This is a genomic window from Thermococcus sp. M36 (genome assembly GCF_012027355.1).
Lineage (GTDB): Archaea > Methanobacteriota_B > Thermococci > Thermococcales > Thermococcaceae > Thermococcus.
Genome location: NZ_SNUH01000002.1, coordinates 137,399 through 160,234 on the forward strand (window position 1 = coordinate 137,399; position 22,836 = coordinate 160,234).

28 protein-coding genes and 1 tRNA gene are annotated in these 22,836 nt (G+C 54.7%); 18 read left to right on the top strand and 11 right to left on the bottom strand.

Annotated elements, in window-relative coordinates:
* Positions 1–6 precede the first annotated feature (6 nt).
* From hydD to E3E36_RS08500, 3 genes are read left to right on the top strand one after another with little or no spacing between them, the layout of a single operon-like run.
* Complete coding sequence (gene hydD / locus E3E36_RS08490) at positions 7–801, top strand: NADPH-dependent hydrogenase/sulfhydrogenase 1 subunit delta (RefSeq protein WP_167895010.1); 795 nt, start codon at positions 7–9, stop codon at positions 799–801.
* Complete coding sequence (gene hydA / locus E3E36_RS08495) at positions 798–2,087, top strand: NADPH-dependent hydrogenase/sulfhydrogenase 1 subunit alpha (RefSeq protein ID WP_167895011.1); 1,290 nt, start codon at positions 798–800, stop codon at positions 2,085–2,087. Before hydD ends, hydA begins: the two co-directional genes overlap by 4 nt.
* A gap of 47 nt (positions 2,088–2,134) precedes the next feature.
* Complete coding sequence (locus tag E3E36_RS08500; RefSeq protein ID WP_167895012.1) at positions 2,135–2,584, top strand: hydrogenase maturation protease; 450 nt, start codon at positions 2,135–2,137, stop codon at positions 2,582–2,584.
* Positions 2,585–2,595: 11 nt separating this feature from the next.
* Here the strand turns inward: E3E36_RS08500 and lonB are convergent, their stop codons facing one another.
* Positions 2,596–4,500: an ATP-dependent protease LonB gene (lonB, locus tag E3E36_RS08505; protein WP_167895013.1), complete on the bottom strand. Its 1,905-nt coding sequence runs from the start codon at positions 4,498–4,500 to the stop codon at positions 2,596–2,598.
* A 116-nt stretch (positions 4,501–4,616) separates the two neighbouring features.
* Between lonB and E3E36_RS08510 the strand changes: the two genes are divergently transcribed.
* From E3E36_RS08510 to E3E36_RS08540, 7 genes are all read left to right on the top strand, one after another.
* A complete protein-coding gene (locus tag E3E36_RS08510) occupies positions 4,617–5,417 on the top strand; it encodes a DUF2666 family protein (RefSeq protein ID WP_167895014.1) in 801 nt (266 codons plus the stop codon).
* A gap of 94 nt (positions 5,418–5,511) precedes the next feature.
* Positions 5,512–5,895: a RidA family protein gene (locus tag E3E36_RS08515; protein WP_167895015.1), complete on the top strand. Its 384-nt coding sequence runs from the start codon at positions 5,512–5,514 to the stop codon at positions 5,893–5,895.
* A gap of 47 nt (positions 5,896–5,942) precedes the next feature.
* Positions 5,943–6,314 carry a Mov34/MPN/PAD-1 family protein gene (locus tag E3E36_RS08520; protein ID WP_167895016.1) on the top strand — a complete coding sequence of 124 codons (372 nt, stop codon included), beginning with the start codon at positions 5,943–5,945 and terminating at the stop codon, positions 6,312–6,314.
* An 84-nt stretch (positions 6,315–6,398) separates the two neighbouring features.
* Positions 6,399–6,776 (top strand): helix-turn-helix transcriptional regulator, encoded by a 378-nt coding sequence (locus tag E3E36_RS08525; RefSeq protein ID WP_167895349.1) that lies wholly within the window; start codon positions 6,399–6,401, stop codon positions 6,774–6,776.
* Positions 6,777–6,779: 3 nt separating this feature from the next.
* Positions 6,780–7,073 carry a nucleotide pyrophosphohydrolase gene (locus E3E36_RS08530; RefSeq protein WP_167895017.1) on the top strand — a complete coding sequence of 98 codons (294 nt, stop codon included), beginning with the start codon at positions 6,780–6,782 and terminating at the stop codon, positions 7,071–7,073.
* Positions 7,074–7,249: 176 nt separating this feature from the next.
* A complete protein-coding gene (locus E3E36_RS08535) occupies positions 7,250–7,699 on the top strand; it encodes an Lrp/AsnC family transcriptional regulator (protein WP_167895018.1) in 450 nt (149 codons plus the stop codon).
* 76 nt (positions 7,700–7,775) lie between these two features.
* Entirely contained in the window at positions 7,776–8,489 is a 714-nt protein-coding gene (locus E3E36_RS08540) for a DUF92 domain-containing protein (protein WP_167895350.1), read from the top strand.
* Positions 8,490–8,625: 136 nt separating this feature from the next.
* Here the strand turns inward: E3E36_RS08540 and E3E36_RS08545 are convergent, their stop codons facing one another.
* The 7 genes from E3E36_RS08545 to E3E36_RS08575 form a co-directional block, all read right to left on the bottom strand.
* On the bottom strand, positions 8,626–9,681 hold the full coding sequence (locus tag E3E36_RS08545) for an SPOUT family RNA methylase (RefSeq protein ID WP_167895019.1): 1,056 nt from the start codon (positions 9,679–9,681) through the stop codon (positions 8,626–8,628).
* A 103-nt stretch (positions 9,682–9,784) separates the two neighbouring features.
* Positions 9,785–10,387, bottom strand: a complete 603-nt coding sequence (locus tag E3E36_RS08550) for a 30S ribosomal protein S3ae (RefSeq protein WP_167895020.1) — start codon at positions 10,385–10,387, stop codon at positions 9,785–9,787.
* Positions 10,388–10,402: 15 nt separating this feature from the next.
* A complete protein-coding gene (locus E3E36_RS08555) occupies positions 10,403–10,663 on the bottom strand; it encodes a KEOPS complex subunit Pcc1 (RefSeq protein ID WP_167895021.1) in 261 nt (86 codons plus the stop codon).
* Positions 10,653–12,080: a DHH family phosphoesterase gene (locus tag E3E36_RS08560; RefSeq protein WP_167895022.1), complete on the bottom strand. Its 1,428-nt coding sequence runs from the start codon at positions 12,078–12,080 to the stop codon at positions 10,653–10,655. Before E3E36_RS08560 ends, E3E36_RS08555 begins: the two co-directional genes overlap by 11 nt.
* A gap of 39 nt (positions 12,081–12,119) precedes the next feature.
* Positions 12,120–12,575, bottom strand: a complete 456-nt coding sequence (locus tag E3E36_RS08565) for a 30S ribosomal protein S15 (RefSeq protein WP_055428677.1) — start codon at positions 12,573–12,575, stop codon at positions 12,120–12,122.
* An 83-nt stretch (positions 12,576–12,658) separates the two neighbouring features.
* Positions 12,659–13,126 carry a lamin tail domain-containing protein gene (locus E3E36_RS08570; protein ID WP_167895023.1) on the bottom strand — a complete coding sequence of 156 codons (468 nt, stop codon included), beginning with the start codon at positions 13,124–13,126 and terminating at the stop codon, positions 12,659–12,661.
* An 81-nt stretch (positions 13,127–13,207) separates the two neighbouring features.
* A tRNA-Met gene (locus E3E36_RS08575) sits at positions 13,208–13,285 on the bottom strand.
* 451 nt (positions 13,286–13,736) lie between these two features.
* Here E3E36_RS08575 and E3E36_RS08580 point away from each other — a divergent pair.
* The 3 genes from E3E36_RS08580 to E3E36_RS08590 are packed head-to-tail and all read left to right on the top strand — an operon-like array spanning position 13,737 to position 16,603.
* Positions 13,737–14,897, top strand: coding sequence for an aconitase X catalytic domain-containing protein (locus E3E36_RS08580; RefSeq protein WP_167895024.1), 1,161 nt, complete (start codon positions 13,737–13,739; stop codon positions 14,895–14,897).
* A 9-nt stretch (positions 14,898–14,906) separates the two neighbouring features.
* Positions 14,907–15,299: a DUF126 domain-containing protein gene (locus E3E36_RS08585; protein ID WP_167895025.1), complete on the top strand. Its 393-nt coding sequence runs from the start codon at positions 14,907–14,909 to the stop codon at positions 15,297–15,299.
* Between the two features lie 41 nt (positions 15,300–15,340).
* A complete protein-coding gene (locus E3E36_RS08590) occupies positions 15,341–16,603 on the top strand; it encodes a site-2 protease family protein (RefSeq protein ID WP_167895026.1) in 1,263 nt (420 codons plus the stop codon).
* Here the strand turns inward: E3E36_RS08590 and E3E36_RS08595 are convergent.
* On the bottom strand, positions 16,593–17,165 hold the full coding sequence (locus E3E36_RS08595; protein WP_167895027.1) for a hypothetical protein: 573 nt from the start codon (positions 17,163–17,165) through the stop codon (positions 16,593–16,595). The two genes, E3E36_RS08590 and E3E36_RS08595, sit on opposite strands and share 11 nt — an antisense overlap.
* Positions 17,166–17,282: 117 nt before the next feature.
* Here E3E36_RS08595 and E3E36_RS08600 point away from each other — a divergent pair, with 117 nt between their 5' ends.
* The 5 genes from E3E36_RS08600 to prf1 all read left to right on the top strand — a co-directional run bounded on the left by E3E36_RS08600 (position 17,283) and on the right by prf1 (position 19,843).
* Entirely contained in the window at positions 17,283–17,459 is a 177-nt protein-coding gene (locus E3E36_RS08600; RefSeq protein WP_167895028.1) for a class III signal peptide-containing protein, read from the top strand.
* Positions 17,460–17,516: 57 nt separating this feature from the next.
* Positions 17,517–17,705: a hypothetical protein gene (locus E3E36_RS08605; RefSeq protein ID WP_167895029.1), complete on the top strand. Its 189-nt coding sequence runs from the start codon at positions 17,517–17,519 to the stop codon at positions 17,703–17,705.
* A 6-nt stretch (positions 17,706–17,711) separates the two neighbouring features.
* Positions 17,712–18,281, top strand: coding sequence for an adaptin domain-containing protein (locus E3E36_RS08610; RefSeq protein ID WP_240911846.1), 570 nt, complete (start codon positions 17,712–17,714; stop codon positions 18,279–18,281).
* A 10-nt stretch (positions 18,282–18,291) separates the two neighbouring features.
* Positions 18,292–18,528 (top strand): pro-sigmaK processing inhibitor BofA family protein, encoded by a 237-nt coding sequence (locus E3E36_RS08615; protein WP_167895031.1) that lies wholly within the window; start codon positions 18,292–18,294, stop codon positions 18,526–18,528.
* A 67-nt stretch (positions 18,529–18,595) separates the two neighbouring features.
* The gene (gene prf1 / locus E3E36_RS08620) at positions 18,596–19,843 is read left to right on the top strand and encodes a peptide chain release factor aRF-1 (protein ID WP_167895351.1); all 1,248 of its coding nucleotides are present in this window, start codon (positions 18,596–18,598) and stop codon (positions 19,841–19,843) included.
* A 5-nt stretch (positions 19,844–19,848) separates the two neighbouring features.
* On the opposite strand, the gene E3E36_RS08625 is transcribed toward prf1, so the two are convergent.
* Together E3E36_RS08625 and E3E36_RS08630 are read right to left on the bottom strand one after the other, a co-directional pair.
* Positions 19,849–20,730 carry a dihydrodipicolinate synthase family protein gene (locus E3E36_RS08625; protein WP_167895032.1) on the bottom strand — a complete coding sequence of 294 codons (882 nt, stop codon included), beginning with the start codon at positions 20,728–20,730 and terminating at the stop codon, positions 19,849–19,851.
* A 115-nt stretch (positions 20,731–20,845) separates the two neighbouring features.
* Positions 20,846–22,774 carry an arginine--tRNA ligase gene (locus tag E3E36_RS08630; protein ID WP_167895033.1) on the bottom strand — a complete coding sequence of 643 codons (1,929 nt, stop codon included), beginning with the start codon at positions 22,772–22,774 and terminating at the stop codon, positions 20,846–20,848.
* Positions 22,775–22,836 lie beyond the last annotated feature (62 nt).

The window sequence follows — 22,836 nt, forward strand, 5'->3', positions numbered from 1 at the left end:
GTGGAAATGGAGAACGGAAAAGTTCGCATCGGGTTTTACGCTCTCACCTCATGCTACGGCTGCCAGCTCCAGTTCGCCATGATGGACGAGATACTCCAGCTCATCCCGAACGCTGAGATAGTGTGCTGGTACATGGTAGAGAGGGACTCCTACGAGGACGAGCCCGTGGACATAGCCTTCATCGAGGGAAGCGTCTCCACTGAGGAGGAGGCAGAACTCGTAAAGAAGATACGCGAGAACGCGAAGATAGTGGTCGCGGTTGGAGCCTGTGCAACCCAGGGGGGTGTCCAGAGCTGGGATCAGAACAAGAGCCTGGAGGAGCTGTGGAAGGCTGTCTACGGCGATGCAAAGGTCAAGTTCCAACCCAAGCCCGCAAAGCCAGTCGAGGAGTACATCAAGGTTGACTACCGCCTCTATGGATGCCCGCCAGAAAAGCGCGACTTCCTCTATGCGATAGGCACTTTCCTGGCAGGCTCATGGCCGGAGGACATAGACTACCCTGTCTGCGTGGAGTGCAGGCTGAAGGGCAACAGCTGCATACTCATCGAGAAGGGCGAGCCGTGCCTCGGCCCGCTCACGAGGGCCGGTTGCGACGCCCGCTGTCCGGGCTTCAATGTGGCCTGCATCGGGTGCAGAGGAGCGATAGGCTACGATGTGGCGTGGTTTGACTCACTGGCAAAGACCTTCAAGAACAAGGGCTACACCAAGGAGGAGATCATCGAAAGAATGAAGATCTTCAACGGTCACAACCCCAAGGTTGAGGAAATGGTGGAGGCCGCTTTCAGGGAGGTGGAAGAATGAAGAACCTTTACCTTCCAATCACAGTTGACCACATAGCGAGGGTTGAAGGAAAGGGCGGGGTCGAGATAGTCGTCGGCGACGACGGGGTGAAGGAAGTCAGGATCAACATCATAGAGGGCCCGCGCTTCTTTGAGGCCATAACCATAGGCAAGAAGCTCGAGGAGGCGCTGGCGGTTTATCCGAGGATATGCTCCTTCTGCTCGGCGGCGCACAAGCTCACGGCACTGGAAGCGGCGGAGAAGGCCCTCGGCTTCACCCCTCGCGAGGAGATCCAGGCCTTGAGAGAGGTGCTCTACATAGGCGACATGATAGAGAGCCACGCGCTCCATCTCTACCTCCTCGTCCTCCCCGACTACCTCGGCTACTCCAACCCGCTCAAGATGGTGGACGAGTACAAGAAGGAGATAGGCATCGCCCTTGAGCTCAAGAACCTCGGAAGCTGGATGATGGACGAGCTTGGAAGCAGGGCGATCCACCAAGAGAACGCGGTACTTGGAGGCTTTGGAAGGCTCCCGGGGAAGGCAACACTTGAGAGGATGAAGAGAAAGCTTAAGGAGGCCCTGCCAAAGGTCGAGTACACCTTCGAGCTCTTCGCAAAGCTTGAGCAGTACAGGGAGGTAGAGGGCCCGATAATCCACATGGCCGTGAGGCCCAGGGGAGACGTCTACGGCATATACGGCGACGCCATAAGCGTCAGCGACGGCTTCGAGTTCCCGAGCGAGGACTACAAGAAGCACATGGTAGAGCGCGTTGTGGAGCACAGCTTCGCCAAGCACAGCTTCTACAACGGCGAGAGGCCCTTCATGACGGGAGCTATATCGCGCGTCGTCAACCACGCTGACAAGCTCTACGGAAGGGCGAAAGAGCTCTACGAGAGCCACAGAGACCTCCTCAGGCCGACCAACCCCTTCGCCAACAACCTCGCCCAGGCTCTTGAGCTTGTCTACTTCACCGAGAGGGCAATAGACCTCATAGACGAGGCCCTCGCGAAGTGGCCGATAAAGCCGAGGGACGAGGTCGAGATAAGGGACGGCTTCGGCGTCAGCACGACCGAGGCGCCGCGCGGAATCCTCGTCTACGCCCTCGAGGTCAAGGACGGAAGGGTTTCCTACGCCGATATAATCACCCCAACGGCCTTCAATCTCGCCATGATGGAGCAGCATGTCAGAATGATGGCGGAGAAGCACTACAACGACGACCCGGAAAGGCTCAAACTCCTTGCCGAGATGGTCGTTCGCGCCTACGACCCGTGCATCTCCTGTTCAGTGCACGTGGCGAGGCTTTAGGCAAATTTTTATTTTCTCCCCTTCACTATTCTTCCGGAGGTTTTAATATGAGAACCCTTATCCTTGCCCTCGGCAACGAGCTCATGAGAGACGATGGAGTCGGCCTCAAAGCCGGAAGAATGCTCATCGAGAGGGGATGCAACGTCCTTGAGGTAGGCACTGACATCTTCAGGCTTTCGAGCCACTACAAGGGGGAGGAGAGGCTGATAATCATCGACGCTATTCTGAGCGAGAAGTTCCAGCCGGGTGAAATAGTCCATCTGAAGGGTGAGGAGGTCTTCGAGAAGATGAAGGGGGAGATAAGGAGTGCCCACTTCATGGGGGCGATAGACGGCCTTAAGCTCCTGATGGCGCTGGACGAGCGCCTCTCCAAAGCGGATATCCACTTCATCGGCGTCGTTGCGAAGGAGATAGACCTCGGAATGGAGCTCAGCGAGGAAGTCGAGAAGGCCTTACCAGAGGTCGTTAGGCTTGTTGAAGAACTCTGCAAAAATTGAATTGAAAAGGCTCAGAGGGAAAGCGGGAGGGCTTCCCTTATGCGCCTGAGGAGCTCCCTCTTCTTCTCGCTCTCCTCAAGGGCTATCTCAAGCACCTCGTCTATGGTCTCGACCGGGTATATCTGAATCCTCTCCGCCTTGTCCCTGCTGAGGAAGACGTCCTTCTCGTTGGCCTTGGGTATTATGACGGTCTTTATGCCCGCCTCTATCGCCGCCTCTATCTTTGGAGTTGCCCCGCCTATTGGGAGCACTTCGCCCCGGACGCTCAGCGAGCCTGTCATGGCCACGTCCTGCCTTATCGGTATTCCCTCAAGGGCCGAGATGACCGCCGTTGCAACGCTTATGCTCGCCGAATCGCCCTCAACACCCTCGTAGGTCTGGAGGAACTGGACGTGGATGTCGTAGCGGCTTATGTCCTCCCCCTTGTAGCGCTTGATTATTGCCGAGACGTTCTGGACGGCCTCCTTGGCTATCTCTCCGAGCTTTCCTGTGACTATAATCTTGCCCTCCTCCTTGCTGGCGGCGGGAGCAACTACCGCCTCAATCGGGAGCACTATACCGCTCTGTTCACCGATTACGGCGAGTCCGTTGACACGGCCTATTTCACTTCCCTCGGTCTTGATGACCTGGTACTCCTTCTTGCGCTCTATGTACCAGTCGGCGAGCTGCTTTTCGAGCGGCTTGGCCATCTTTATTGCCTCAAGGACGTCCTCGCGCTCCACGTACTTCTTGCCCTTCTTGACCGCTATGTCGCCGGCGGCGCGGACGATACCGCCGAGGTCACGGAGGCGCAACGTTAAGTGCCCCTTTCTGCCCGCGCGCTTCTGTGCCTCCCTGACGATTTCTTCAACGGCGTCGCGCGTGAAGTGCGGAATCTTACCGTCGCGCTTTACCTCCTGGGCGACGAACTGGATGAGCTTGCGTCTGTTTTCTAGAGTGTCAGGCATCGTGGTACGCATGTAGACCTCGTAACCGTATCCCCTTATACGGGAGCGAAGGGCGGGATGCATTTTTTCTATGGTATCGAGGTTTCCGGCCGCGACGAGGACGAAGTCGCACGGAACCGGCTCGGTCCTGACCATCGCGCCGCTGGACATCTCGCTCTGACCTGTTATCGGGAACTTCTTCTCCTGCATGGCGGTGAGCAGGCTCTGCTGCATCTTGAGGCTCAGCGTTGCTATCTCATCTATGAACAGGACGCCTCTGTGGGCGCGGTGTATCATACCCGGCTCGACGCGTTCATGGGCAGGTGTCCCAAGGCCACCGCTCTGGAAGGGATCGTGCCTAACGTCTCCGAGGAGCGCGCCGGCATGGGCTCCGGTAGCATCTATGAAAGGTGCCTTGTTTCTCCCGCAGTTATCCACAAGGAGCTTGGGGACGAGGACGGAATTTCTAAAGCGCATGTTTCCGAGGGCCATTATGGTGATTATGATGACAAAGACCCCAAGGAGGAGTGTTGAGGCACTGAACTCCATGAACAGGGCAAGCATGACAGTAAGCATAACGAACAGGAGCATGTACGATTTTATGCTCTCCTGGCTCTTGGCCTTCTCACGGTACTTTTCGACTATCCTCCTGCCCTGACAGGCGGGGACGGTCTTTATCTTGGGCATGTTCTCGTCTTCCGGGTTGGGGAAGACAAGTATGTCTTCTAGGCTTTCCGTTGGAAGCAACTCCGCCATGGCCTGGCCCAGCATGGACTTACCGGTTCCTGGCTCTCCTATAAGGAGTACATGCCTTTTCTGGGCTGCGGCTGTTCTAATAACCTCGACCGCGTGCTCCTGCCCGATGACCTGGTCTATGAGCTTCTCAGGAACCTCTATCTCCTCTGTGGTGGTGAACTCAAGGCCAAGTTCAAGGCTCTCGCCGTATTCCCTGGGGGCCAGTGCCTCTCCAACCTTTTCTTCGTCCCCCATTTTGCTTCCCTCTTTCTTCCTCTAAGTCTGGATGCTCCGGGCGATTTATAACTTTTTTGAGGCTACCAAGAAAAAGCTAAAATATGCATGGAGGCCAAATAGGGATGGTGGAAGCGATGAGGGTAGAGGATCAGATAGTGTTTACGGCCCATCACGGGAGCTGGAAGGTGGCGGACCGGCTCATCGACATGGACGACGAGAAGGTGGCGCACTTCATAGCGAGCATAGCCAACACGGTCAACGCTAAGATACCCGAGTACCTCACGGAGGTAATGAACGTCGCGGGCATAATGAGCCTCGCGGAGGAGCTGGCCAGGAAAGACCTGGGCGATGCGGTTGTCGCGCTCAAATCACCCGGGACTGCCAGAAAGCTTGGCCAGCTCGTCTTCGAGAAAGACAAAAAGCTCAAAAAACTGCTTACAGACGTCGCCAAGGCGCTCCTTGTCAGGGAGGTTCTCTCGAAGAAGGTGCCCGTGGACTACCCGGAGGAACGCCTCAGTGAGGTCAGGATAGTGTTCCCGTACAACGAGGACCACGTGAACTTCACGGCCTTCCACCTCAGCGCCGATCCCCCATGGAGAGCAGTGAGAAGGCTCATAATTGACGAAAAGACTCCCATGGCGGACGTCGCAAGGCTCCTCGCGAGCATAAACGAGAGCATCACCCTCAAGCTGCCCGTCTACGCGGGCATAGACGTCAAGGGCATCGACGCCTGGTTCGGCGAGTTCAAGAAGGTTAAAAAGGCGGAGATTCCTGCCGTCGTTGAGAAGTACAGGCACTTCCCCGCGGAGAACTACGCGCCGGGGCACTTCGTTGAGCACGCCAGGGTCTACGCCCTTAGGAAAGCCCTTGAGAAGATAGGCCTGCCCCTCGACGTCCCGGCCAAGAGCCTTGAAAAGTACCTTGAAAAGAAGTGAACCGGGAGGAGATGATGAGGCCGAGGACACCCGAGGAAGACCGATGACGACTCTTCGCTTCGCTGATCACAAAAATAAGCGGGAGGTGGTGTGAATGAAGAAGGATGTGGTTTTCACGGAAAAGGCCCCGAAGCCCATAGGCCCCTACAGCCAGGGGGTCATAGCCGAGGGAAGGCTTCTCTTCATCTCCGGCCAGATACCCATAAACCCCGAAACCGGTGAGCTGGTCACCGGGTCGATTGAGGAGCAGGCAGAGCAGTCGATTAAAAACCTCATAGAGGTCGTTAAAGCGGCAGGCGGAAGCGCTGAGAACATCGTGAAGGTTACTGTCCACATCACGGACATGAGCGCGTACGCCAGGTTCAACGAGGTCTACGAGAGGTATTTCTCGACATCAAAGCCCGCCAGAGCAGTCGTAGAAGTCTCCAACCTGCCCAAGGGCGTTGCCGTCGAGATAGAGGCCATAGCGGTCCTCTGACCCTTTATCATTATTTATTGCTGTCCCGGAAAGTGGAAGGTGGAAAGATGGAATCCGTCAGGATCAGGCGTGAGCTCCTTGAATACCTCATAGAACTCGCCCGCGAGTTCTATCCGAACGAGTTCGCCGGCTTTCTGAGGGAGAGGGACGGTGTCTTTGAGGAGGTTCTCATAGCCCCAAACCCTCACTTTGGGAGAGGCTCCGTATTTTTCAACACGTGGATGCTCCCCTACGACGAGAGCATAAAGGGGACGGTACACTCTCACCCCGGCCCGAACCCAAGGCCTTCCCGTGCCGACCTGGAGTTCTTTTCCAAGTTCGGAGGTGTTCACGTAATAATCGCCTATCCTTTCACCGAGGAGAGCGTGCGGGCATACCGGAGCGATGGAAGCCCTATGAGGATGGAAATCGTGGATTGAGCAAAGTCAGACAAACCCAGTCAACAACAATTCATGTGAAAATTTTATAAGGGGTTGTCGCTTCTTCCCAAAACGGTGGTTCTCATGAAAGTGAGAGACGTTCTGGGGGAGTTGACCGAAAGGCAGAGAAAGACCGTCGTGCAGTGTGCAGAGCTCTGCGGGATACCCGACCTCGACGCGGAGGTGGACGAAAGTATTGACGGGGACACGATCAATTTCGTCAAGGCCATCTCGAACCCGCTGCGCATGAGGATCCTGAAGCTCCTGAAGGACAACTGGCTCTGCGTGTGCCTAATCTCGAAGATACTCGATCAGGATCAGACTCTGATAAGCCACCACCTCAGAACCCTCAAGTCCCTGGGCCTTATACTGGAGAGGAAGGAGGGGAAGATGCACTTCTACAGAACCAACACAGAGGCCCTTGAGGGGTACCTTGAAAGACTGCGTAGGGAGCTGGTGTGAACAATGGACGACCTGCAGAGAAAGGTTGACGGGGTAATCAAGATGCTTGGGGGCTACTGGAGCCCCCTCGCGATGCTGGCAGCTCTAACGGAGGAGGTCGGGGAGCTGGCAGATGAGATGCTTAAGATGGAGGGGATAAAGGGTAAGGCCTCCCCGGAGGGGCTTAGGGAAGAGATAGGCGACGTCATGTTCGCCCTCATATGCATAGCCAACCACTACGGTGTGGATCTTTCCGGAGCCTTAGACGACACCCTGAGGAAGTACCGGACCAGGGATATTAACAGTCGGATAAAATAACCAAAAGCCCAATTGGCAGTGAAATATATACGTTGTGACACCGTGGTACACGAGAACTCAAAAATTCCGAACAGCTTCGCCTCGGAGATAACCAACTGGTTGAAAATAACCCAAAGTATCGAAATGTTTTTATAAGCAATTTCTAAATTCTCCGTGTTCAGAGGAGGTGATGGCCCATGAGCAATAAAATAACAGACATTGATATGAGGATTATGAAGCTGCTTTCAAAGAACGCCCGGCTTACCTATAAGGAGCTTGCTGAAATCCTCGGGACGACCAGGCAGAGGATTTCCAGGAGGACGGACAAGCTTGAGAGGAACGGCGTGATCCTCAAATACACAGTCATCCCGAACTATGACGTCCTGGGGTACGTCCATGTTATCCTCGGGATAACCGTTAAGCCCTCCGTCGACCTCGATGAGGTTCTGAACGTCCTGAAGGAAGATGAGAATATCAAAATAATACAGAGGTCCCTTGGATCCCACAGCCTGGTTCTTCACATAGTCGGACCAAAGGACATGAAGGAGCTTGAAAAGATTATTTCAGAGGTCTCAAAGAAGATACCCGGAATTGACAAGCTCGACATAACGTTTGTTACAGAGACCGTCAAGTTCGAGGTTCTTTGATCTCTTTTACTTCATTCGCTAATAGACGAAAGAAAGAGTAATAAAGGCTTTTTCAAATCCCCCTCCGGTGACAGTAATGCTGGAGAGGCTGATGATCGACGCGGCAGTGGTCGCAGGGCTGGGTGCTGGATCCTATTATTTCAAGGCACTCGATGCAAAAGGGGCCGTTGCGGCCGCCGTCTTGGGCCTGACGGTTATTGAGCTTGGCGGGATATACCCGTTCCTGGCTTTGATGGCGTTTGTTGTAATGGGCGTCATTGCGACAAGGTACAAGTTCAGGGAGAAGTCCCGGATGGGAGCCGCCCAGAGCAAAAACGGGGTTAGGGGCTGGGGAAATGTCCTTGGCAACGGCCTGGCGGCGGTAATCTTTCTGGCACTGGAGTATGTGTTCAGGATGGACGTTTTCTGGGCAGCGAGTTTTGCCGCGATAGCAACCGCCAACGGCGACACCCTCGCGAGCGAGCTCGGGAAGGTATTTGGAAAGAGGCCTAGGCTTATAACCAACCTGAAGCCCGTAAGGCCGGGGACCAACGGCGCCGTTTCATGGCCGGGCGAACTCTTCGGTCTGATCGGGGCGTTTGTAATATCCCTGTTCGCGCTCCCGCTGACCAGCGAAAAAACGATGATGCTAGTTGCGGTTACCATGGGAGGGATCATAGGCATAAACCTCGACAGCATTATCGGTGCCACCCTGGAGAAGGAGGGGATAACCAACAACAACTCCACGAACTTCCTGGCCTCCCTTCTCGGCGGTTTTGCCGGTGCCGGCCTCTTCTACCTCCTCGCGTGAGGTTTTAAAATCCGTCCATAACAACTCTCTCCGGCGGATGATGACTACGGCGGATTCCCGAGCGGTGAGGAAGACCTTAGGGTCTGACGCCGTTTGCATAAAAACGCAACCGCAGAATTGAAGAATTAAAGAAAAATTACTCCTTTTCTTCCCTGCTCCTGGCGTACTCCTCGTAGACCCCCCAGAGCGACACCAAGGCAGCAGGAATGCCGTGCTCTGTTGCAAACGTCATGTACGGCGCAAGGTCAACCACGTAGTCCGCGAAGCGGAAGAGGCCCCTCGGGATGCCCTCACGGGAACCCACAAAAACTACCACTTCCTTTGCGTAGAACATGTCCTTCGCGAGCTTATCCTTCACCTCAGCGAGCGTCGGCCCCTTGGGGTCGGTTATTATGAGCAGCCTCTTGCCCCTCCTCTTATCGCGGACGACCTGGTAAAGATCCCAGACCGAAACGGGGACTTTCTCAACCTTCCAAGGATATGCCTCGCGCTGTATCTGGTACCTGCTCTCCTGGCCAACCCTAATGCCCTTTATGAACTCCGCCAGCTCGAAGGCGTCCATCTTCTCTTTGGGCGCTATTATGAGCTCTTTCACCTCGAAAGCCTGGGCAGCCCTGCCTATCTTCTCACCGAAGGAGTGGCAGGCTCTAAAGTCACCCCAGTAAGGCATCTGGACGATAGTGAGCTTGTGGAAGAGCTTTCTGGCGTCTATCTTTTCGGGGGTAAACTTCCTGAACTCCTCGCCCGGGAGAACTGAGATGTAAGTCATATCCCCGATTATCTCGACCTGGACGACCTTGTCCGGCCAGCTCAGGTTCACGTCAGCGTTTGTCAGCTCCTGAATCTTCGCCCCGAGGTTCCTGTTGACGTCGAGGCTTGAAAAGCCGTGCTTCCCACGCCTCTTGGTCTTCACGGCGAAGGTCTCGTTTTCGCTGATTAGGGGGGCAATTTTTTCGGCAGTAGCGACGATCGCCTCAAGTTCCGCAGGAACCTCAACCAAAACGGGGATGACGCGCTCGACCTCGGGAATCTCAAGTATCTTTTCCTCGGCGTCCTCATCCCCGGTTTCGACTATCACAAGCCCGGAGTAGCCCATCGGCGATGCCCAGACCTCCGCATCAGGTATGGCCTCTCTGATGTAGTTAGCGGCAACGCTCTCCATACCCCCCTGAGTTTTGGCGATGAACTTCATGACCGCACCTCCGGTGGGGAATCGGCGGGAGGTTTAAAAGTCTGCCGAGAAGGCCAAGGTTCCAACTAAGTGGCTGAGCAGAGAATAGAGAATTGAGAGGCCTTCAGGCCTCCGGCTCGGCGAGAACCTTAATCTTCCTGATCTCGGCCCTCTTGATCGGGTAGATCTTCCTGGCTTCCTTGGCTATTTCGGCCGCCATCTTGCCAGTGACCGCCTCAAGGATGAAGTCCCTGTAGTTGAGCTCTTCGGCCTTCTTGTAGATGATGTCCTGAATGATCTTCCTTATGGCCCTCTCCTGGCTGGTCTGGATGCGCCTGTAGGCTATGACCATGCCCATGACGCGGAGCTTGTAGCCGTCCTTGGTGGTGATGTTGAATATGCCATCAACGCGGGTGGTCCTCCTCCTGACGAGGCTCCTTATATAGCTCCTCGCGAGGGTGTGGCCCTTGAACTTGGTGTAGGCGTTCTGGCCCTTGACGTCGTATATCTGGAAGTAGAGCTTGACTTGGCCCTTGGTGAAGTCGCCGGTAAGGTCCTTCAGGGTCGTCTCGATGACCCTGCCAATGACCTTCTCCGGGTCGTCAGCTGGAGTGAGGCCTATTTCCTTGCTCCCGAAGAAGTCCGGAGCATAAACGATGTACCACTCTTTCATCTTCCACTTATCCTTGGTAGCAGCAGCCCTCTTCCTTGGGTTACCCTTTGCCATCTTCACACCTCCACTTCACACCTTTTCGGTAAGGTCTTCGGCGATTTTGATTGAAAACACCAAATCATCCAGCGCTTTGATGAGTGTTTCAATCTCACCCGAGTATTTAACCTTTGTTATGACGTCCCCATCTTCCCATCGGGTAAGCACATTTAAACTTTTCTTTAAGCCCTGGGGGAGCCCAGCGTTATCCACTTCAAGTGCCTGGGCTATTGCCTCAGCCCTTTTTGGATCCCCATAGTGCCAGACTATCTCAACTTTTGCCTCAATCCTCACCGCCTTCCCCCTCCAGCTGCTTCCCAAGTGCCTCATTGAAGAGCCTGATGAACTCGCTGATCCGATCCTTGGGGAATCTTATGCCCGCTGCAATAGCGTGCCCGCCGCCCTCTCCGCCGAGCTTCTCGGCCAATTCCCTCAGGGCCTCGCCAAGGTGGTAACCTCTGGCCAGGGCCTTTTCGGTCGTCCTCGCTGAGCCTTTGACCAGGTTCTCGTCCTCGTCGCTGTCGGCCAAGATGACTACAGGCTTCTCCGGGTCAGCCAGCCCCGTGTTTATCGCTATGTTAGCGGCTATGCCGACGAGAGTGTCCCTGATGTTCTTGCCCGCGTAGAACACGTAGGCGTGCTCGCCCTCCTCAACCATGCTCCAGTTCTGGATGAGGAACTTTCTGGCCTCGATCTGCTCCCTCTTGTAATCGTCGAGCATCTTCCTGGCGCGCCTATAGGCGTCTTCGTCGCCGAGGCAGATGGCGACACCGAGGGTTCCGGCGTTTAAACGGCCGGTCGCGTTCAGCAGGGTGGCGAACTCCCTTGCCTCGTGCCTCGGGTCCCCCTCCGGGTAGAGGGGACTTATGACAACGTCGCCAATCATGCGGTCTATGGCCTCCTTGGGGGCTCCGTGCTTGATGAGGTGGATCACGAGAGCGTCGTGGAGCTTCCTCTTCTCCTCTTCCCTCAACTGCCAGTACTTCATGTCCGGATCAAAGCCCTTGGCGCGGAGCCACTCTATGGCCTTTCTCTCGTCCCCCGTTATCTCGGGAAGCTCTGGGTGGGTGGAGTACGCGAGCATCTGGTAGAGGGGCCTGCTCTCCCTGCCGAAGAGACGGAGCTCCTTTCTGACCTCAAGGACTCCAATCTTTTTGCCATCTTCGATGATGTCAACGTTCATCCCGTGGAAGGTGCCGTCTATCTCCTGCATGTCGCCGACCGCACCGACGGTCGCAATGTAAGCCAGGTCTTTGTTCCCCTCGTTCATTTCCCTGGTAACGAAGTAGGCGACGCCAGAACCGCTGAGATCTCGAACGCTGTTGGCGCCGAAGGGCACCGGGTTAACTAGGACGTGGGAGTCATTTGAGAAACCGTCCCTCTCGGGCGGATGGTGGTCTGCAACGACAACCGTGGCGAAGTCAAGGTGCCTCTCTATCAGCTCTATTGAGCCGCTTCCTAGGTCACTGAAAACGTATATCCTGTGCTTTTCCGCCGCGAGCTCCTTTATGAGCTCCTCGCTGAGCTGCTTAACGATGCTGAGCTGAAATGAACCGCCTTCACGAATGACCGCCTTTGCTAAAACCGCCCCTGCCGTTATGCCGTCGGCGTCGCGGTGGGAGATGATCCTTATGGTGTGCCCTAACTCGATGTGCATCTTGATAAGCTCTGCTCCCTCCCTGGCCCGCTCCAAAAACGCCCCTCTATCCACGGCAGAGCACCACCGCAGGTTTAAGAAGAAGGAAAGGGATCAGCGGACCAGGAGCTTGGCCTGCTCCGGATCGTAGCGCCACTTGGCCGGAAGCTTGCCGGTCCTCCTGTAGTACTTGACGAGGCGCCTGATCTTGCTCTCCGTGAGCTGGAGGCCTCTCCTGGAGTGCTTGTCCTTCGGGTGCATCTCTAGGTGCTTCCTGAGCTTGACTGCCTTCCTGATGAGGGCCATGAGATCCTCCGGGATCTCCGGGGCGAGGCCGTTCTCCTCAAGGATCTTGGTTATCTTCTTGCCGGTGATGAGCTTGACGCTCGGGATTCCGTACTGGTCCCTGAGTATCGTCCCTATCATGGCAGCGCTGTAGCCTTCCTTCCTGAGCTTGATAACGAGCCCCTCGACCTCCTCCGCCGTGTACTCGACCCAGGTCGGCGGAGCGGTCCTCGGTGGCCTCTTAGAACCAGACTTACCCCTCTTTCTCGCGTGTATCCTTGCCATATCATACACCTCCTGGTGACGGCCAGCTCCCGCCAGCCGCCCCTCCGCATCGGCGTAGAAGGAGGAGTTTAAAAAGTTTGCCGTCAGTGACAGCTGACGGCTCCTCCTTCTTTTCCACTCCAGCTACAGCTGTCCACAAGGTTTCCTTCTGCATCGTACAGGTAAGCTGTGTCCCCGTCGTTGTTCCATACTGCCTGCTTCCTGCCCCAGTAGAGGTCGGTTTCAGTGTCCGTACCCTCGCCAGTGTGAACCTTGACACTCGCCCCCGCCTTTAGAATAAAGCCTGCAGGGAAAGTATAAACATGATTGCTTTCGTCCATCAGCTTCCATCCACCCATGTCAACGTCGGCGGATCCCTCGTTCGTTATAAGGACGTATTCCCCGCTCACGTCGCTGCCGGGGGGGTTGTAGTCCACGTAGGAAATAACGACTTTGGGGTTTTCAGAATTCGTGGACAAGAGTCCTATCACTACGTATATTGTAAAGGCAACTACGCCAATTGCAACGGCAAGCATAAACAGGTGCTCAATTAAACCTTGGGCCCGCCGCATAGATCATCACTGTGCTCCACAATTGTAATCTTGAGAGCTATTAGTACAGGACACTAGAAAAATATTATCCCAATAAACAACTGGTAGCGGGGGGAGGATTTGAACCTCCGACCTCCGGGTTATGAGCCCGGCGGGCACTCCTAGCTGCCCCACCCCGCTGCTCGACCCATTAGTTAGTGAACCATGGAGGGTTTATAAATTTTGCGGGAGCGGTATCAAGGTAACCAAAAAGAAAAGTGAGAGACCACAAAATCAGCCAGAAGGTTGTATAACAATCCTCACTTTCAAGTCTTTATCCTGAGACTCAAACTGTACAGGAATGCCTTTCGAATTTACCAACACTATCCATTCTTTTCCTGACTGAGATGTAAACCTGTAGGCAAAGAGTTCCTCTTTCAGCCCTAGCCCCATTAGAATCCTGCCACAAAACAATTAGTTGAGAACCAACCTAGACTTTTCTTGCCATGGATGTCAAGACAGATACTCTCAAGTAGTTGTTACAACAGTTTATAATTTTAAAGTATAAAAGCCTTACGGTTATCAAGTGTTGATAATTGACGGACCGAGAAGGATTTATAACCTTCCCCTCCCTAATTTCTCCGGTGGTAGAATGTACCTGACAAAGGAAGAAGAGCTCATCCTGGCCGGCGAATACGGCTACGCCCTCCAGAAGGCCATGGAGATACTCGTGGCTCTGGGCGAAATCTACGGTGCCGACAGGCTTATCCCAATCAAAAGCGCCCAAGTCGCAGGTGTTTCATACAAGAACATCGGTGAAGCGGGCGTTGAGTTCCTGAGGGACTTCGTGAACGCCGGGGCCAAGGTCTCAGTCTACACGACACTCAATCCCGCTGGGATAGGCGACGACGAGTTCATGGAGAAGCAGGCTGAAGTCCTTGAGCTTTACCGCAGAATGGGAATAGAGGCAACCTCCACATGCACCCCATATTACGGAGCAAACCTCCCAAAGTTCGGCGACCATCTGGCATGGAGCGAGAGCTCTGCGGTGTCCTTTGCCAACTCGATAATAGGTGCAAGGACAAACCGGGAAGGTGGGCCGTCGAGCCTAGCAGCCGCGATTGTTGGAAAAACGCCGAACTACGGCCTCCACCTCGACGAGAACAGAAAGGCAACGGTCATCGTGGACACTGAGGCGAAAGTGGAGAGCTTTGCGGACTACGCGGCCTTAGGCTACCACCTCGGAAAGACCCTCGGCAACGACGTGCCCTACATCAAGGGACTGAAGCCCGAGAGCAATGACCTTCTTAAGGAAATGGGGGCTGCTATGGCCGCTAGCGGCTCGATAGCCCTCTACCACGTCGAGGGCGAGACACCCGAGTACCGGGAGGCGGTGGTGGACAAACTTGAGACCATAACCGTTGAAGATTCCGACATAAAGGCCGTTAAGGAGGCCTTCAACGACGACTGGAGCGAGATAGACATGATTCTCATCGGCTGTCCCCACGCCTCCCTTCAGGAGGTAAAGGAGATAGCCGAGCTCCTCAGGATGCGCGGGAAACCGCTTAAAATACCTCTATTCATAACCACCGGCAGGGCGGTAAAGGTGCTCGCTGATGCCCTCGGCTACACTGACACCATAGAGCGGTACAACGGGAGGATTATACCCGACGCGTGCTTCGTGGTCTCCCCGATAAGGGGCTGGTACAGAGGTATAGCGACCAACAGCGGAAAGAGCGCGTTCTATTTCCGCTCCTTTGGCTTTAAGGTCAGGCTCGACGACGCTGAAAACCTGATTAAGGAGGCCCCGTGAGGTGATACTATGGAACTCAAGGGCAGGAAGATAGTAGGGGGAAAAGCCGGGGGTGAGCTCATCGTCTCTCAAAAGCCCCTCTCGTTCCTCGGCGGTGTTGACCCAGAGACAGGCATAGTTACCGACGCTGAGAGCGACATCAGGGGTCAGAGTATAGCGGGGAAGATACTTGCCTTTCCGCGCGGTAAGGGTTCAACTGTCGGCTCATACGTTATCTATGCCCTAAAGAAGAACGGAAAGGCTCCGAAGGCGATAATCGTCGGCGAGGCAGAGACTATAGTTGCAACTGGGGCCATAATCTCCGAGATTCCCATGGTGGATGGGGTAGACGTCTCGAAGCTGAGGAGCGGGATGAGGGCTAGGGTCGACGCCGATAAAGGGCTGGTCGAGGTTGAGGAATAGTCTTTTTAAAGCACCCCATTAATTTTCATCAGGGATACGTTATGGTGGAAGGAATCTATGAGTGCGTAACCTGCGGCCACAGGGAGTCTGTGGGTTCAAACGACCCCCTGCTCGAGGGTGCGTGCCCCCGTTGCGGGGGCGATATGGTGCTTGTTGGATTTCTGGACGGAGTAGGAGGGGAATCTTCCATTCGTCCAGAAGACGCGGCGCCGGGCCACTCCCTGCCACCCAAACCCCTCATAGAGGCGCTCGCACAGTTCTACCGTCTTGAGCTGGAGGGGACTGAAGGGGATGTCTTTGTTTTTCGGGTGGAGGAGATATACGAACCCGGCTTTGAGAAAGTTCTAAAGAAGCTTGAGGGGCTCGGATACTGGGCGGCGCTGAAAAAAAGGGGCGGAAAGGTCCTGCTGTTTGTTTTCCCGGCAGGAGAAGTCAAGGAAGACAACCGGTGGCTTCCATGGGTCTTTTTAATAGCCACGGTGTTTACGACACTTTTTGCCGGGTACTACCTCGCCCTATCCTACGCCCAGATTCTTGACATGTACGGGCTGCCGGGAGTACGGGATCCCTGGCTCAACGCGGTCGCGTTTTCAGTCAGCCTGCTGGCAATACTCGGCACCCACGAGCTCGGCCACAAAATTGCGGCAGCATATCATGGCGTATGGGCCACGATGCCCTACTTTATACCGTTTCCAAGCATGCTGGGCACTCTGGGTGCGGTAATACGAGTGAAGTCCCCCCTGCCCACAAGGGACGCCGCGATAGACCTCGGTGTCAGCGGCCCTATAGCAGGGTTTCTTGTGGCAATCCCGGTCAGCATCATCGGCCTGAGGCTCTCGGTTCCCGTTCCCCAGGGTATGATATCCCCGACGGAGGGGGGAATAGCCTTCGGGGAGAACCTCCTTTTCATCTTCCTGGAGAAGTACGTGGTCTCCTTCCCGGAGAACTCGGTGGTTTTCCTCCACCCCGTCGCCATCGCTGGCTGGGTGGGCATTCTCGTGACCTTTCTGAACCTTATCCCTGTGGCCCAGCTGGACGGCGGGCACATCGCCAGGGCATTTCTAGGCGAAAAGGTGCACCGCTACCTGACAATGGCGGTGGGGCTGCTACTTATAGGCATGAGCTTTCTCTGGACTGGCTGGCTTATATGGGGAATGCTGGTCCTGCTTATGGGCTCAATGGGAAACCCCGGGGCGCTTGATGAGGTCTCAGGAGTATCAAAGAAAAGGATCATCCTGGCCCTGGTGGTCCTGCTCATTTTTATCGTCTCCGCAACCCCCAGGCCCCTCTGGGTCACTGGGTAGAGCCGTTCTTTCTCTTCTCTTTCAGTATCTGCTCTATGTCGTAGTAGATGGAGTCCCTGGAGACGCCAAACATCCTCGCTATTTCAGAAATATTTAGCACCCTGGGGTTGTAGTTGAACTCTTCAAGAACCCTGGCCAGGAGCGTTCTGCGCTCTTTGATCGTATACTCCACAAGGGGCTTTGTCCGAACTGGAGCGTTGTAGACAACGACCCCAACGGCGTATGTCCTCCTCGTTACCGGGGTGGTATAGGTGCCGATCTCAAAGTCCACTATCTCAGCCCTCTGCGGTATGAGCCTGTTGATCTTGTCCAGAACCTCTGAAGTCGCGGCTTCCCTATTTTTTCCCGAAGAGTACTCGGCGATAACACCCTTATTCATATGCACCCGGGGGTCTATGACCACCGTGACCGACAGATGCATAAAGGCCCCGAACGTCAGCCGTATTTTTGAGGAGGATACAAAACCCACTTCTGGGGACAGCAGTTTTCTTGATTTTAATACAACGGCCTTTACGCATTCCTCAACATTAGCAGACTCATGTTGGATATTTATCAGCTGCACATGACCACCCCTATCCTTTCGGCAGTATTGGGTAAGTATCCCTCAAATTTGGGTAGAAACATATATAAGTTTTTTTAGCCAAAAAGGGTACGAAGTGATCCTTAGGGGGTGAAAGACATGAGGAGGAAGGCCCAGGGTGCAATCGAGTATCTGTTCATGATCGCCGCGGCCCTGATAATAATCCTGATCGTCGTTAGGCAGCTGCAGGGCAGAACCAGCACGGCAACTGAGACCATACAGAACACCTCTGGAGCCCTTGAGAGCAACCTCACCAACCTGAGTGGAAGCGCCTGATTCTATCTATTTATCTATTTATTACTAACATTCGCCTGGATTGGTAATGGTGGTAATATGAACAGAAAAGCCCAGGCTTCTCTTGAGTACATAATGATGTTTGCAGTGGGTATGCTGATCGCGGCGATAGTTATACTGCGGCTGATAGGCGTCAAGGGGCTGGCGCGGTGGGCTGGTTCTCAGATGGACACTACCGGAGCTGAAATTGGTGGGGAGCTTCAGAACTTAAGCAACTCAACTAAGTGAGTGAGGATGGTGACTGCTATGGTTATCCTTCCCTTTGGTTCAAAAAAGAAAAAGCTAAAGCGCCTCATCGAGGAGGAACGCTTTGAGGATGTCCTTTCGATAGTAACAAAGGATAAAAAATCCCTGAACAGTCTCATGGAGCTTTTGGAAGAGCCTTCACCCGGTATTAGAGGCGATGTGTTGTTGGTTTTAAGCATGGTTACGGAGAAGGATCCTTCCCCTCTTGGGCCCCACATGGAGATGCTTCTTCAGAAGGCCATCAGTCTTACGAGGGATAACAACCCGTATGTGAAAGAAAACGCCATGGTGCTGTCATACAATCTCGTCCGCCTCTCCAGTGGCAGGACAGAAAAGCTAAAGGGGATGGTGCTCGAAGATCTCCTCGCGGCAATTAAAGACGGAGACAGAAACACAAAAGCGTTCGCCGTCATGATGCTCGGGGAACTTGGAGCAGCGGAAGCCAGGAGGGAAATTGAAAGCCTGGTGGAGGTGGAGGACAAGGTGATACTCCCGTTCGAAGGCAAGAAGTGGGTTCCCCTTGGGGAGATAGCGAGAGAGGCCCTTGAAAAGCTGTGAGGTGAGCCGAGTGCTGGAAGGAATAATCTTTCTGATACTGCTGGCTGTGGCCCTCTATGTTGTTGTGAAGCTCACGATAGCCGTCCTCAAATGGATGGCCGCAAACGCCATCGTGGGCCTCATCTTGGTGGGCATACTGAACTTCTTAGGAGTCACCCACATTGCACTTACCCCGCTGAACTTCCTGATAATAGCCATCGGGGGAGTTGTGGGGGTCTTTCTTCTGGTGTTGCTGTCCCTTTTCTAGTCCCTCCAAACCTTTATAAATTACATTTTCATGCCTTTTAACAGCGAGAGAGGTTCAGGTGATGCTCATGTCTCACAAGTCTGCCGAGATGTACGAACTCAAAAAGAAGGTGGAGGAGCTCAAGAGCTATCGAGGGCGAGCAACTGAACTCGTCAGCCTCTACATTCCCGCAGGATACGACATAAACAAGGTCATGCAGCAGCTCCGCGAGGAGTACGGAACGGCACAGAACATCAAGAGCAAATCCACGCGAAAGAACGTCCTTGGGGCCCTTGAAAGAGCCATGCAGCACCTCAAGCTCTACCGCAAGACGCCCGACACGGGGCTGGCCCTCTTTGTCGGAAACGTCAGCGAGCAGGAGGGTGTCAGCGACATAAAGCTTTGGGCGGTGATTCCTCCCGAACCACTCAAGGTCAGGCTCTACCGCTGCGACCAGACCTTCGTTACGGAGCCCCTTGAGGAGATGCTCCGCGTTAAAGACGCCTACGGCCTGATAACGGTCGAGAAGAATGAGGCCACCATAGGGATACTCCGCGGGAAGAGGATAGACGTCATTGATGAGCTGACCTCAAACGTTCCAGGAAAGACCCGCGCAGGCGGTCAGTCCGCGAGGCGTTACGAGAGGATCCGCGAGCAGGAGACCCACGAGTTCATGAAGCGCATTGGGGAACACGCCAACAAGGCCTTTCTCCCGCTCCTGGAGAAGGGCGAGCTGAGGGGTATAATCATAGGTGGCCCGGGACCGACCAAGGAGGAGTTCGTCGACGGGGACTACCTCCACCACGAGCTCAGGAAGAAGGTAATCGGCGTTGTTGATATCAGCTACCACGGTGAGTACGGCCTGAGGGAGCTCGTCGAGAAGGCCAGCGACATCCTCAAAGACCACGAAGCCGTCAAGGAGCGCCATCTGATTCAAAACTTCTTCAGGCACCTCGTCAAGGACACTGGGATGATAACATACGGTGAGAAGGAAGTCAGAAACGCCCTTGAGCTTGGGGCCGTTGATACCCTCCTCATCAGCGAGGGCTACGACCGCGTCAGAGTCCGTGCCAAGTGCAACAGCTGCGGCTGGCAGGAGGAGAAGACTATGAGCGAGCAGGAGTTCCACATCTACAAGAAGAGGCTCACCCACTGCCCGGAGTGCGGCAGCCAGAACATCAGCTTCGAGAAGTGGGACGTGGCAGAGGAGCTGATAAAGATGGCCGAGGAAGCCGGCTCAGAAGTCGAGGTTATCTCTCTTGACACAGAAGAGGGTCAGCAGTTTTACAAGGCTTTCGGGGGCATAGGCGCCTTCCTGAGGTACAAAATAAGATAATGGGCTCAGCCCATCACTTTCACCAGCAGTCTTCTTATCTCCTCCTTCGTTTCTTCGCCATCCACCACGTAGGGTGGCCTCAAAATCGGCTTTATCGAGAAGCCCCTTACCGACATCGCCAGCTTTATCGCGGAGCCGAAGGACGACGCCAGGCTGTAGACTCTCGACAGTTCCGCTAGTCTGCGTGCACCTTGGAATGCCTCCTCGAAGCGCTTCTCCTGAAATGCCTTCCACACCGCGAGGTGAATCTCAGGTGCGAAGTTGGCGCAGGCCATTATGCCACCGTCGCCGCCGAGGATAAGGGTGTTCAGGAAGTGCTGGTCTAGACCTGTGAAGACCCTGAAGTCCTTCCTCTCTCCTTTGACATCAAAGATAACGTCTCTGATGTGGTTTATGCTGTCGATGGTCTCCTTGACGCCCACGATGTTTGAGTACTCCAGGGCAAGGCGCTTGATAAGGGGGACGCTCAGAGGATTGGCGCAGGAGGGGATGTTGTAGAGTATGATTGGGATATCTGTCTTCTCCGCAACCATCGAGTAGTGCCTGAACAGGGCATCGTCATTGACGGGGCAGTAGTAGGGGGGCGCTATGACGGCGTAGTCGGCACCTATGTCCTGGGCATGCTTCGTCAGCTCGATGACCTCGAAAGTATTTGACGATGCGGTGCCGACGAGGTAGAAGGCAGAGGTTACGAGTTCTCGTCCCTTCTCGGCCAGAAACTTCCTCTCATCAGTGCTCAGGCTTGTGAACTCTCCGGTCGTCGCGTTGATAAATACTCCGTGCACTCCAGCCTTCTGGAGGAACTCGATGTGCTCTTCCAAAGCGGGAACGTCTATCGAGTAGTCCTCGTTGAACGGGGTAACCAAGGGGACTATTACACCGCGCATGGAACCACCAGTAGATCTAGGTGGAGGGAGTATTTTAGGGTTCCGGGAAAGGGTTTCAAGTATCGGTACTGATACTCATACCTGGGAAGATAAAAATAAAATTAGAAACGCCCAATCACATCTTCTCCGGTGCTTCTATGCCCAGAACCTCGAGTCCATTTCTGAGAACCTGCTTTACGGCGAGCACAAGAAGCAGGCGCTCTTCCTTAATACCCTCATCAGCCTTGAGCACTGGGTGGTCCATGTAGAACTTGTTGAAGAGCGAGGCCAGCTCGTTGAGATAGTTCGGGATAAGGTGCGGCTTGATGTCCCTTCCGGACTGCTCCAGAACCTCGGGGAACTTGGCAAGGAGCTTTATCAGCTCCTTCTCGCGGTTCGTGAGCTTCGAGAAGTCCGCCTTCTCAAGGAGGGTCCTCCACTCGGTGTCAACGCCGCTCTCCTCCGCCTTCCTGAGGATCGAGGCACAGCGCGCGTGGGCGTACTGGATGTAGGGAGCGCTCTCGCCCTCGAAGTTCAGTACGTCGTCCCAGCGGAAAGTAATTATCTTATCCGGGCTGTACTTGACGAGGTTGAAGCGAACCGCGCCGACTCCAACCGCTTCGGCTATCTCATCCTTCTCCTCGTCGCTAAGGCCAGGATTCTTCTGCTCGACGAGCTCCCTGGCCCTCTGGACGGCCTCGTTGAGAACCTCGTCGACGGTGAAGCCGACCCAGGTTCCCTTCCTTCCCGAGAACTTGCCCTCCTCGCGGACGACGTGTTCGTAAGCCAAGTGGTGGAAGTTTTCGGCGCTTTCCTGGAAGCCGAGGAGCTGGAGGGCGTACTTTATAGCCATCTGCGGGTGCTTCTGCTCGGCACCGATGACGTTGACAACTATATCCGCCCCCCCGAAGCGGCCGGGTATCTCATCCCCATCGGGGGCGGTCGTCCAGGTCTCGTGATCATCGTGTTTGTCCCACGGTTTATACAGCATGTCCGCCTTGACCTTTCCGAACTTCCAGAGATGGTATGCTATGTCCTTGCCTGTGTAGGTTGCTGTTCCATCGCTCCTCTTGAGGACGAGGAAGGGGTTCTTCATGTCCGGGAAGAGCTTCCTGAGGTCCATCACGAAGGCTCCTTTGTACTTGCCCTCCTCGGCCCAGAAGAAGTTCTCGTTCCTCTCGATGAGGTCGTAGGCCTCGCCGAAGATTCCGCTCCTCATTATGTCGCTCTCCCAGCTGAGGAGGTCGTAGGTTATTCCCATGCGGTAGGTGGTCAGCATCTGGGCCTTGACAACGCGCTCGGCCAGCTTCCTGCCGAGTTCGGCTATCTCGTTGTCTCCCTCTTCGAGCCTTTTCATGAGCTCGCGGACTTCCTTATCGATCTCCGGGTTCTCCTCTAGCTTTTTGTTCACCTCAACGTAGAGTAGCCCCATGACGTGGTCTATGAAGTCCTCCTTAAGACCTTTCTCGCGGAGTTCCCCCTCGATCCTCCCAAACTCGTCCCTGAGGTTGAGGTAGCCCCAGAGAACCTGCGCGAACTGAACTCCAAGGTCATCTATGTAGTTCTGCACCTCGACGGTATAGCCGAGTTTACGCATGATCCTCGCCATTGTATCGCCGAGGACGGAGTTCCTAGCGTGCCCCATGTGGAGCGGTTTGGTCGGGTTCACGGAAGTGTGCTCGACTATTACCTTCTTCCCGTTTCCGAGGTCGCTCTGGCCGTAAGCGCTACCTTTTCCGAGTATCTCACCGACCAACTCCCTTCCAAACCTATCGTAGTCGAGGTAGAAGTTGATGTAGCCGTTCACCGCTTTAACGTCCGCTATCTCCGCGGGGAGTTTCTCTTTAATCCTCTCGACGATCTCCTCGGCTATGAGCTTCGGGGCCTTCCTGAAAACCCTCGCAAGCTGGAAGGAGACCGTTGTTGCGAAGTCACCGAGCTCGATGCTTGGGGTCTCATCGAAGACTATCTCACCGCTCCATTCCTTTCCTGCTTCGCTGAGCATTTCTTCGAGGGTTTCCTGAAGGATGAGCCTCACGCGTTCCTTAACTTCCCCATAGCTCATTCACACCACCGCTCCCACTTGGGCCCAACCTTTAAAAACTTCTCCCGTTAATTTACTCAGGA

Bases quoted from the DNA above. Each gene is read 5' to 3' on its own strand.
- hydD (WP_167895010.1), top strand. From the start codon at position 7: ATGGAGAACGGAAAAGTTCGCATCGGGTTTTACGCTCTCACCTCATGC.
- hydA (WP_167895011.1), top strand. From the start codon at position 798: ATGAAGAACCTTTACCTTCCAATCACAGTTGACCACATAGCGAGGGTT.
- E3E36_RS08500 (WP_167895012.1), top strand. From the start codon at position 2,135: ATGAGAACCCTTATCCTTGCCCTCGGCAACGAGCTCATGAGAGACGAT.
- lonB (WP_167895013.1), bottom strand. From the start codon at position 4,500: ATGGGGGACGAAGAAAAGGTTGGAGAGGCACTGGCCCCCAGGGAATAC.
- E3E36_RS08510 (WP_167895014.1), top strand. From the start codon at position 4,617: ATGAGGGTAGAGGATCAGATAGTGTTTACGGCCCATCACGGGAGCTGG.
- E3E36_RS08515 (WP_167895015.1), top strand. From the start codon at position 5,512: ATGAAGAAGGATGTGGTTTTCACGGAAAAGGCCCCGAAGCCCATAGGC.
- E3E36_RS08520 (WP_167895016.1), top strand. From the start codon at position 5,943: ATGGAATCCGTCAGGATCAGGCGTGAGCTCCTTGAATACCTCATAGAA.
- E3E36_RS08525 (WP_167895349.1), top strand. From the start codon at position 6,399: ATGAAAGTGAGAGACGTTCTGGGGGAGTTGACCGAAAGGCAGAGAAAG.
- E3E36_RS08530 (WP_167895017.1), top strand. From the start codon at position 6,780: ATGGACGACCTGCAGAGAAAGGTTGACGGGGTAATCAAGATGCTTGGG.
- E3E36_RS08535 (WP_167895018.1), top strand. From the start codon at position 7,250: ATGAGCAATAAAATAACAGACATTGATATGAGGATTATGAAGCTGCTT.
- E3E36_RS08540 (WP_167895350.1), top strand. From the start codon at position 7,776: ATGCTGGAGAGGCTGATGATCGACGCGGCAGTGGTCGCAGGGCTGGGT.
- E3E36_RS08545 (WP_167895019.1), bottom strand. From the start codon at position 9,681: ATGAAGTTCATCGCCAAAACTCAGGGGGGTATGGAGAGCGTTGCCGCT.
- E3E36_RS08550 (WP_167895020.1), bottom strand. From the start codon at position 10,387: ATGGCAAAGGGTAACCCAAGGAAGAGGGCTGCTGCTACCAAGGATAAG.
- E3E36_RS08565 (WP_055428677.1), bottom strand. From the start codon at position 12,575: ATGGCAAGGATACACGCGAGAAAGAGGGGTAAGTCTGGTTCTAAGAGG.
- E3E36_RS08570 (WP_167895023.1), bottom strand. From the start codon at position 13,126: ATGCGGCGGGCCCAAGGTTTAATTGAGCACCTGTTTATGCTTGCCGTT.
- E3E36_RS08580 (WP_167895024.1), top strand. From the start codon at position 13,737: ATGTACCTGACAAAGGAAGAAGAGCTCATCCTGGCCGGCGAATACGGC.
- E3E36_RS08585 (WP_167895025.1), top strand. From the start codon at position 14,907: ATGGAACTCAAGGGCAGGAAGATAGTAGGGGGAAAAGCCGGGGGTGAG.
- E3E36_RS08590 (WP_167895026.1), top strand. From the start codon at position 15,341: ATGGTGGAAGGAATCTATGAGTGCGTAACCTGCGGCCACAGGGAGTCT.
- E3E36_RS08600 (WP_167895028.1), top strand. From the start codon at position 17,283: ATGAGGAGGAAGGCCCAGGGTGCAATCGAGTATCTGTTCATGATCGCC.
- E3E36_RS08605 (WP_167895029.1), top strand. From the start codon at position 17,517: ATGAACAGAAAAGCCCAGGCTTCTCTTGAGTACATAATGATGTTTGCA.
- E3E36_RS08610 (WP_240911846.1), top strand. From the start codon at position 17,712: ATGGTGACTGCTATGGTTATCCTTCCCTTTGGTTCAAAAAAGAAAAAG.
- prf1 (WP_167895351.1), top strand. From the start codon at position 18,596: ATGTCTCACAAGTCTGCCGAGATGTACGAACTCAAAAAGAAGGTGGAG.
- E3E36_RS08625 (WP_167895032.1), bottom strand. From the start codon at position 20,730: ATGCGCGGTGTAATAGTCCCCTTGGTTACCCCGTTCAACGAGGACTAC.
- E3E36_RS08630 (WP_167895033.1), bottom strand. From the start codon at position 22,774: ATGAGCTATGGGGAAGTTAAGGAACGCGTGAGGCTCATCCTTCAGGAA.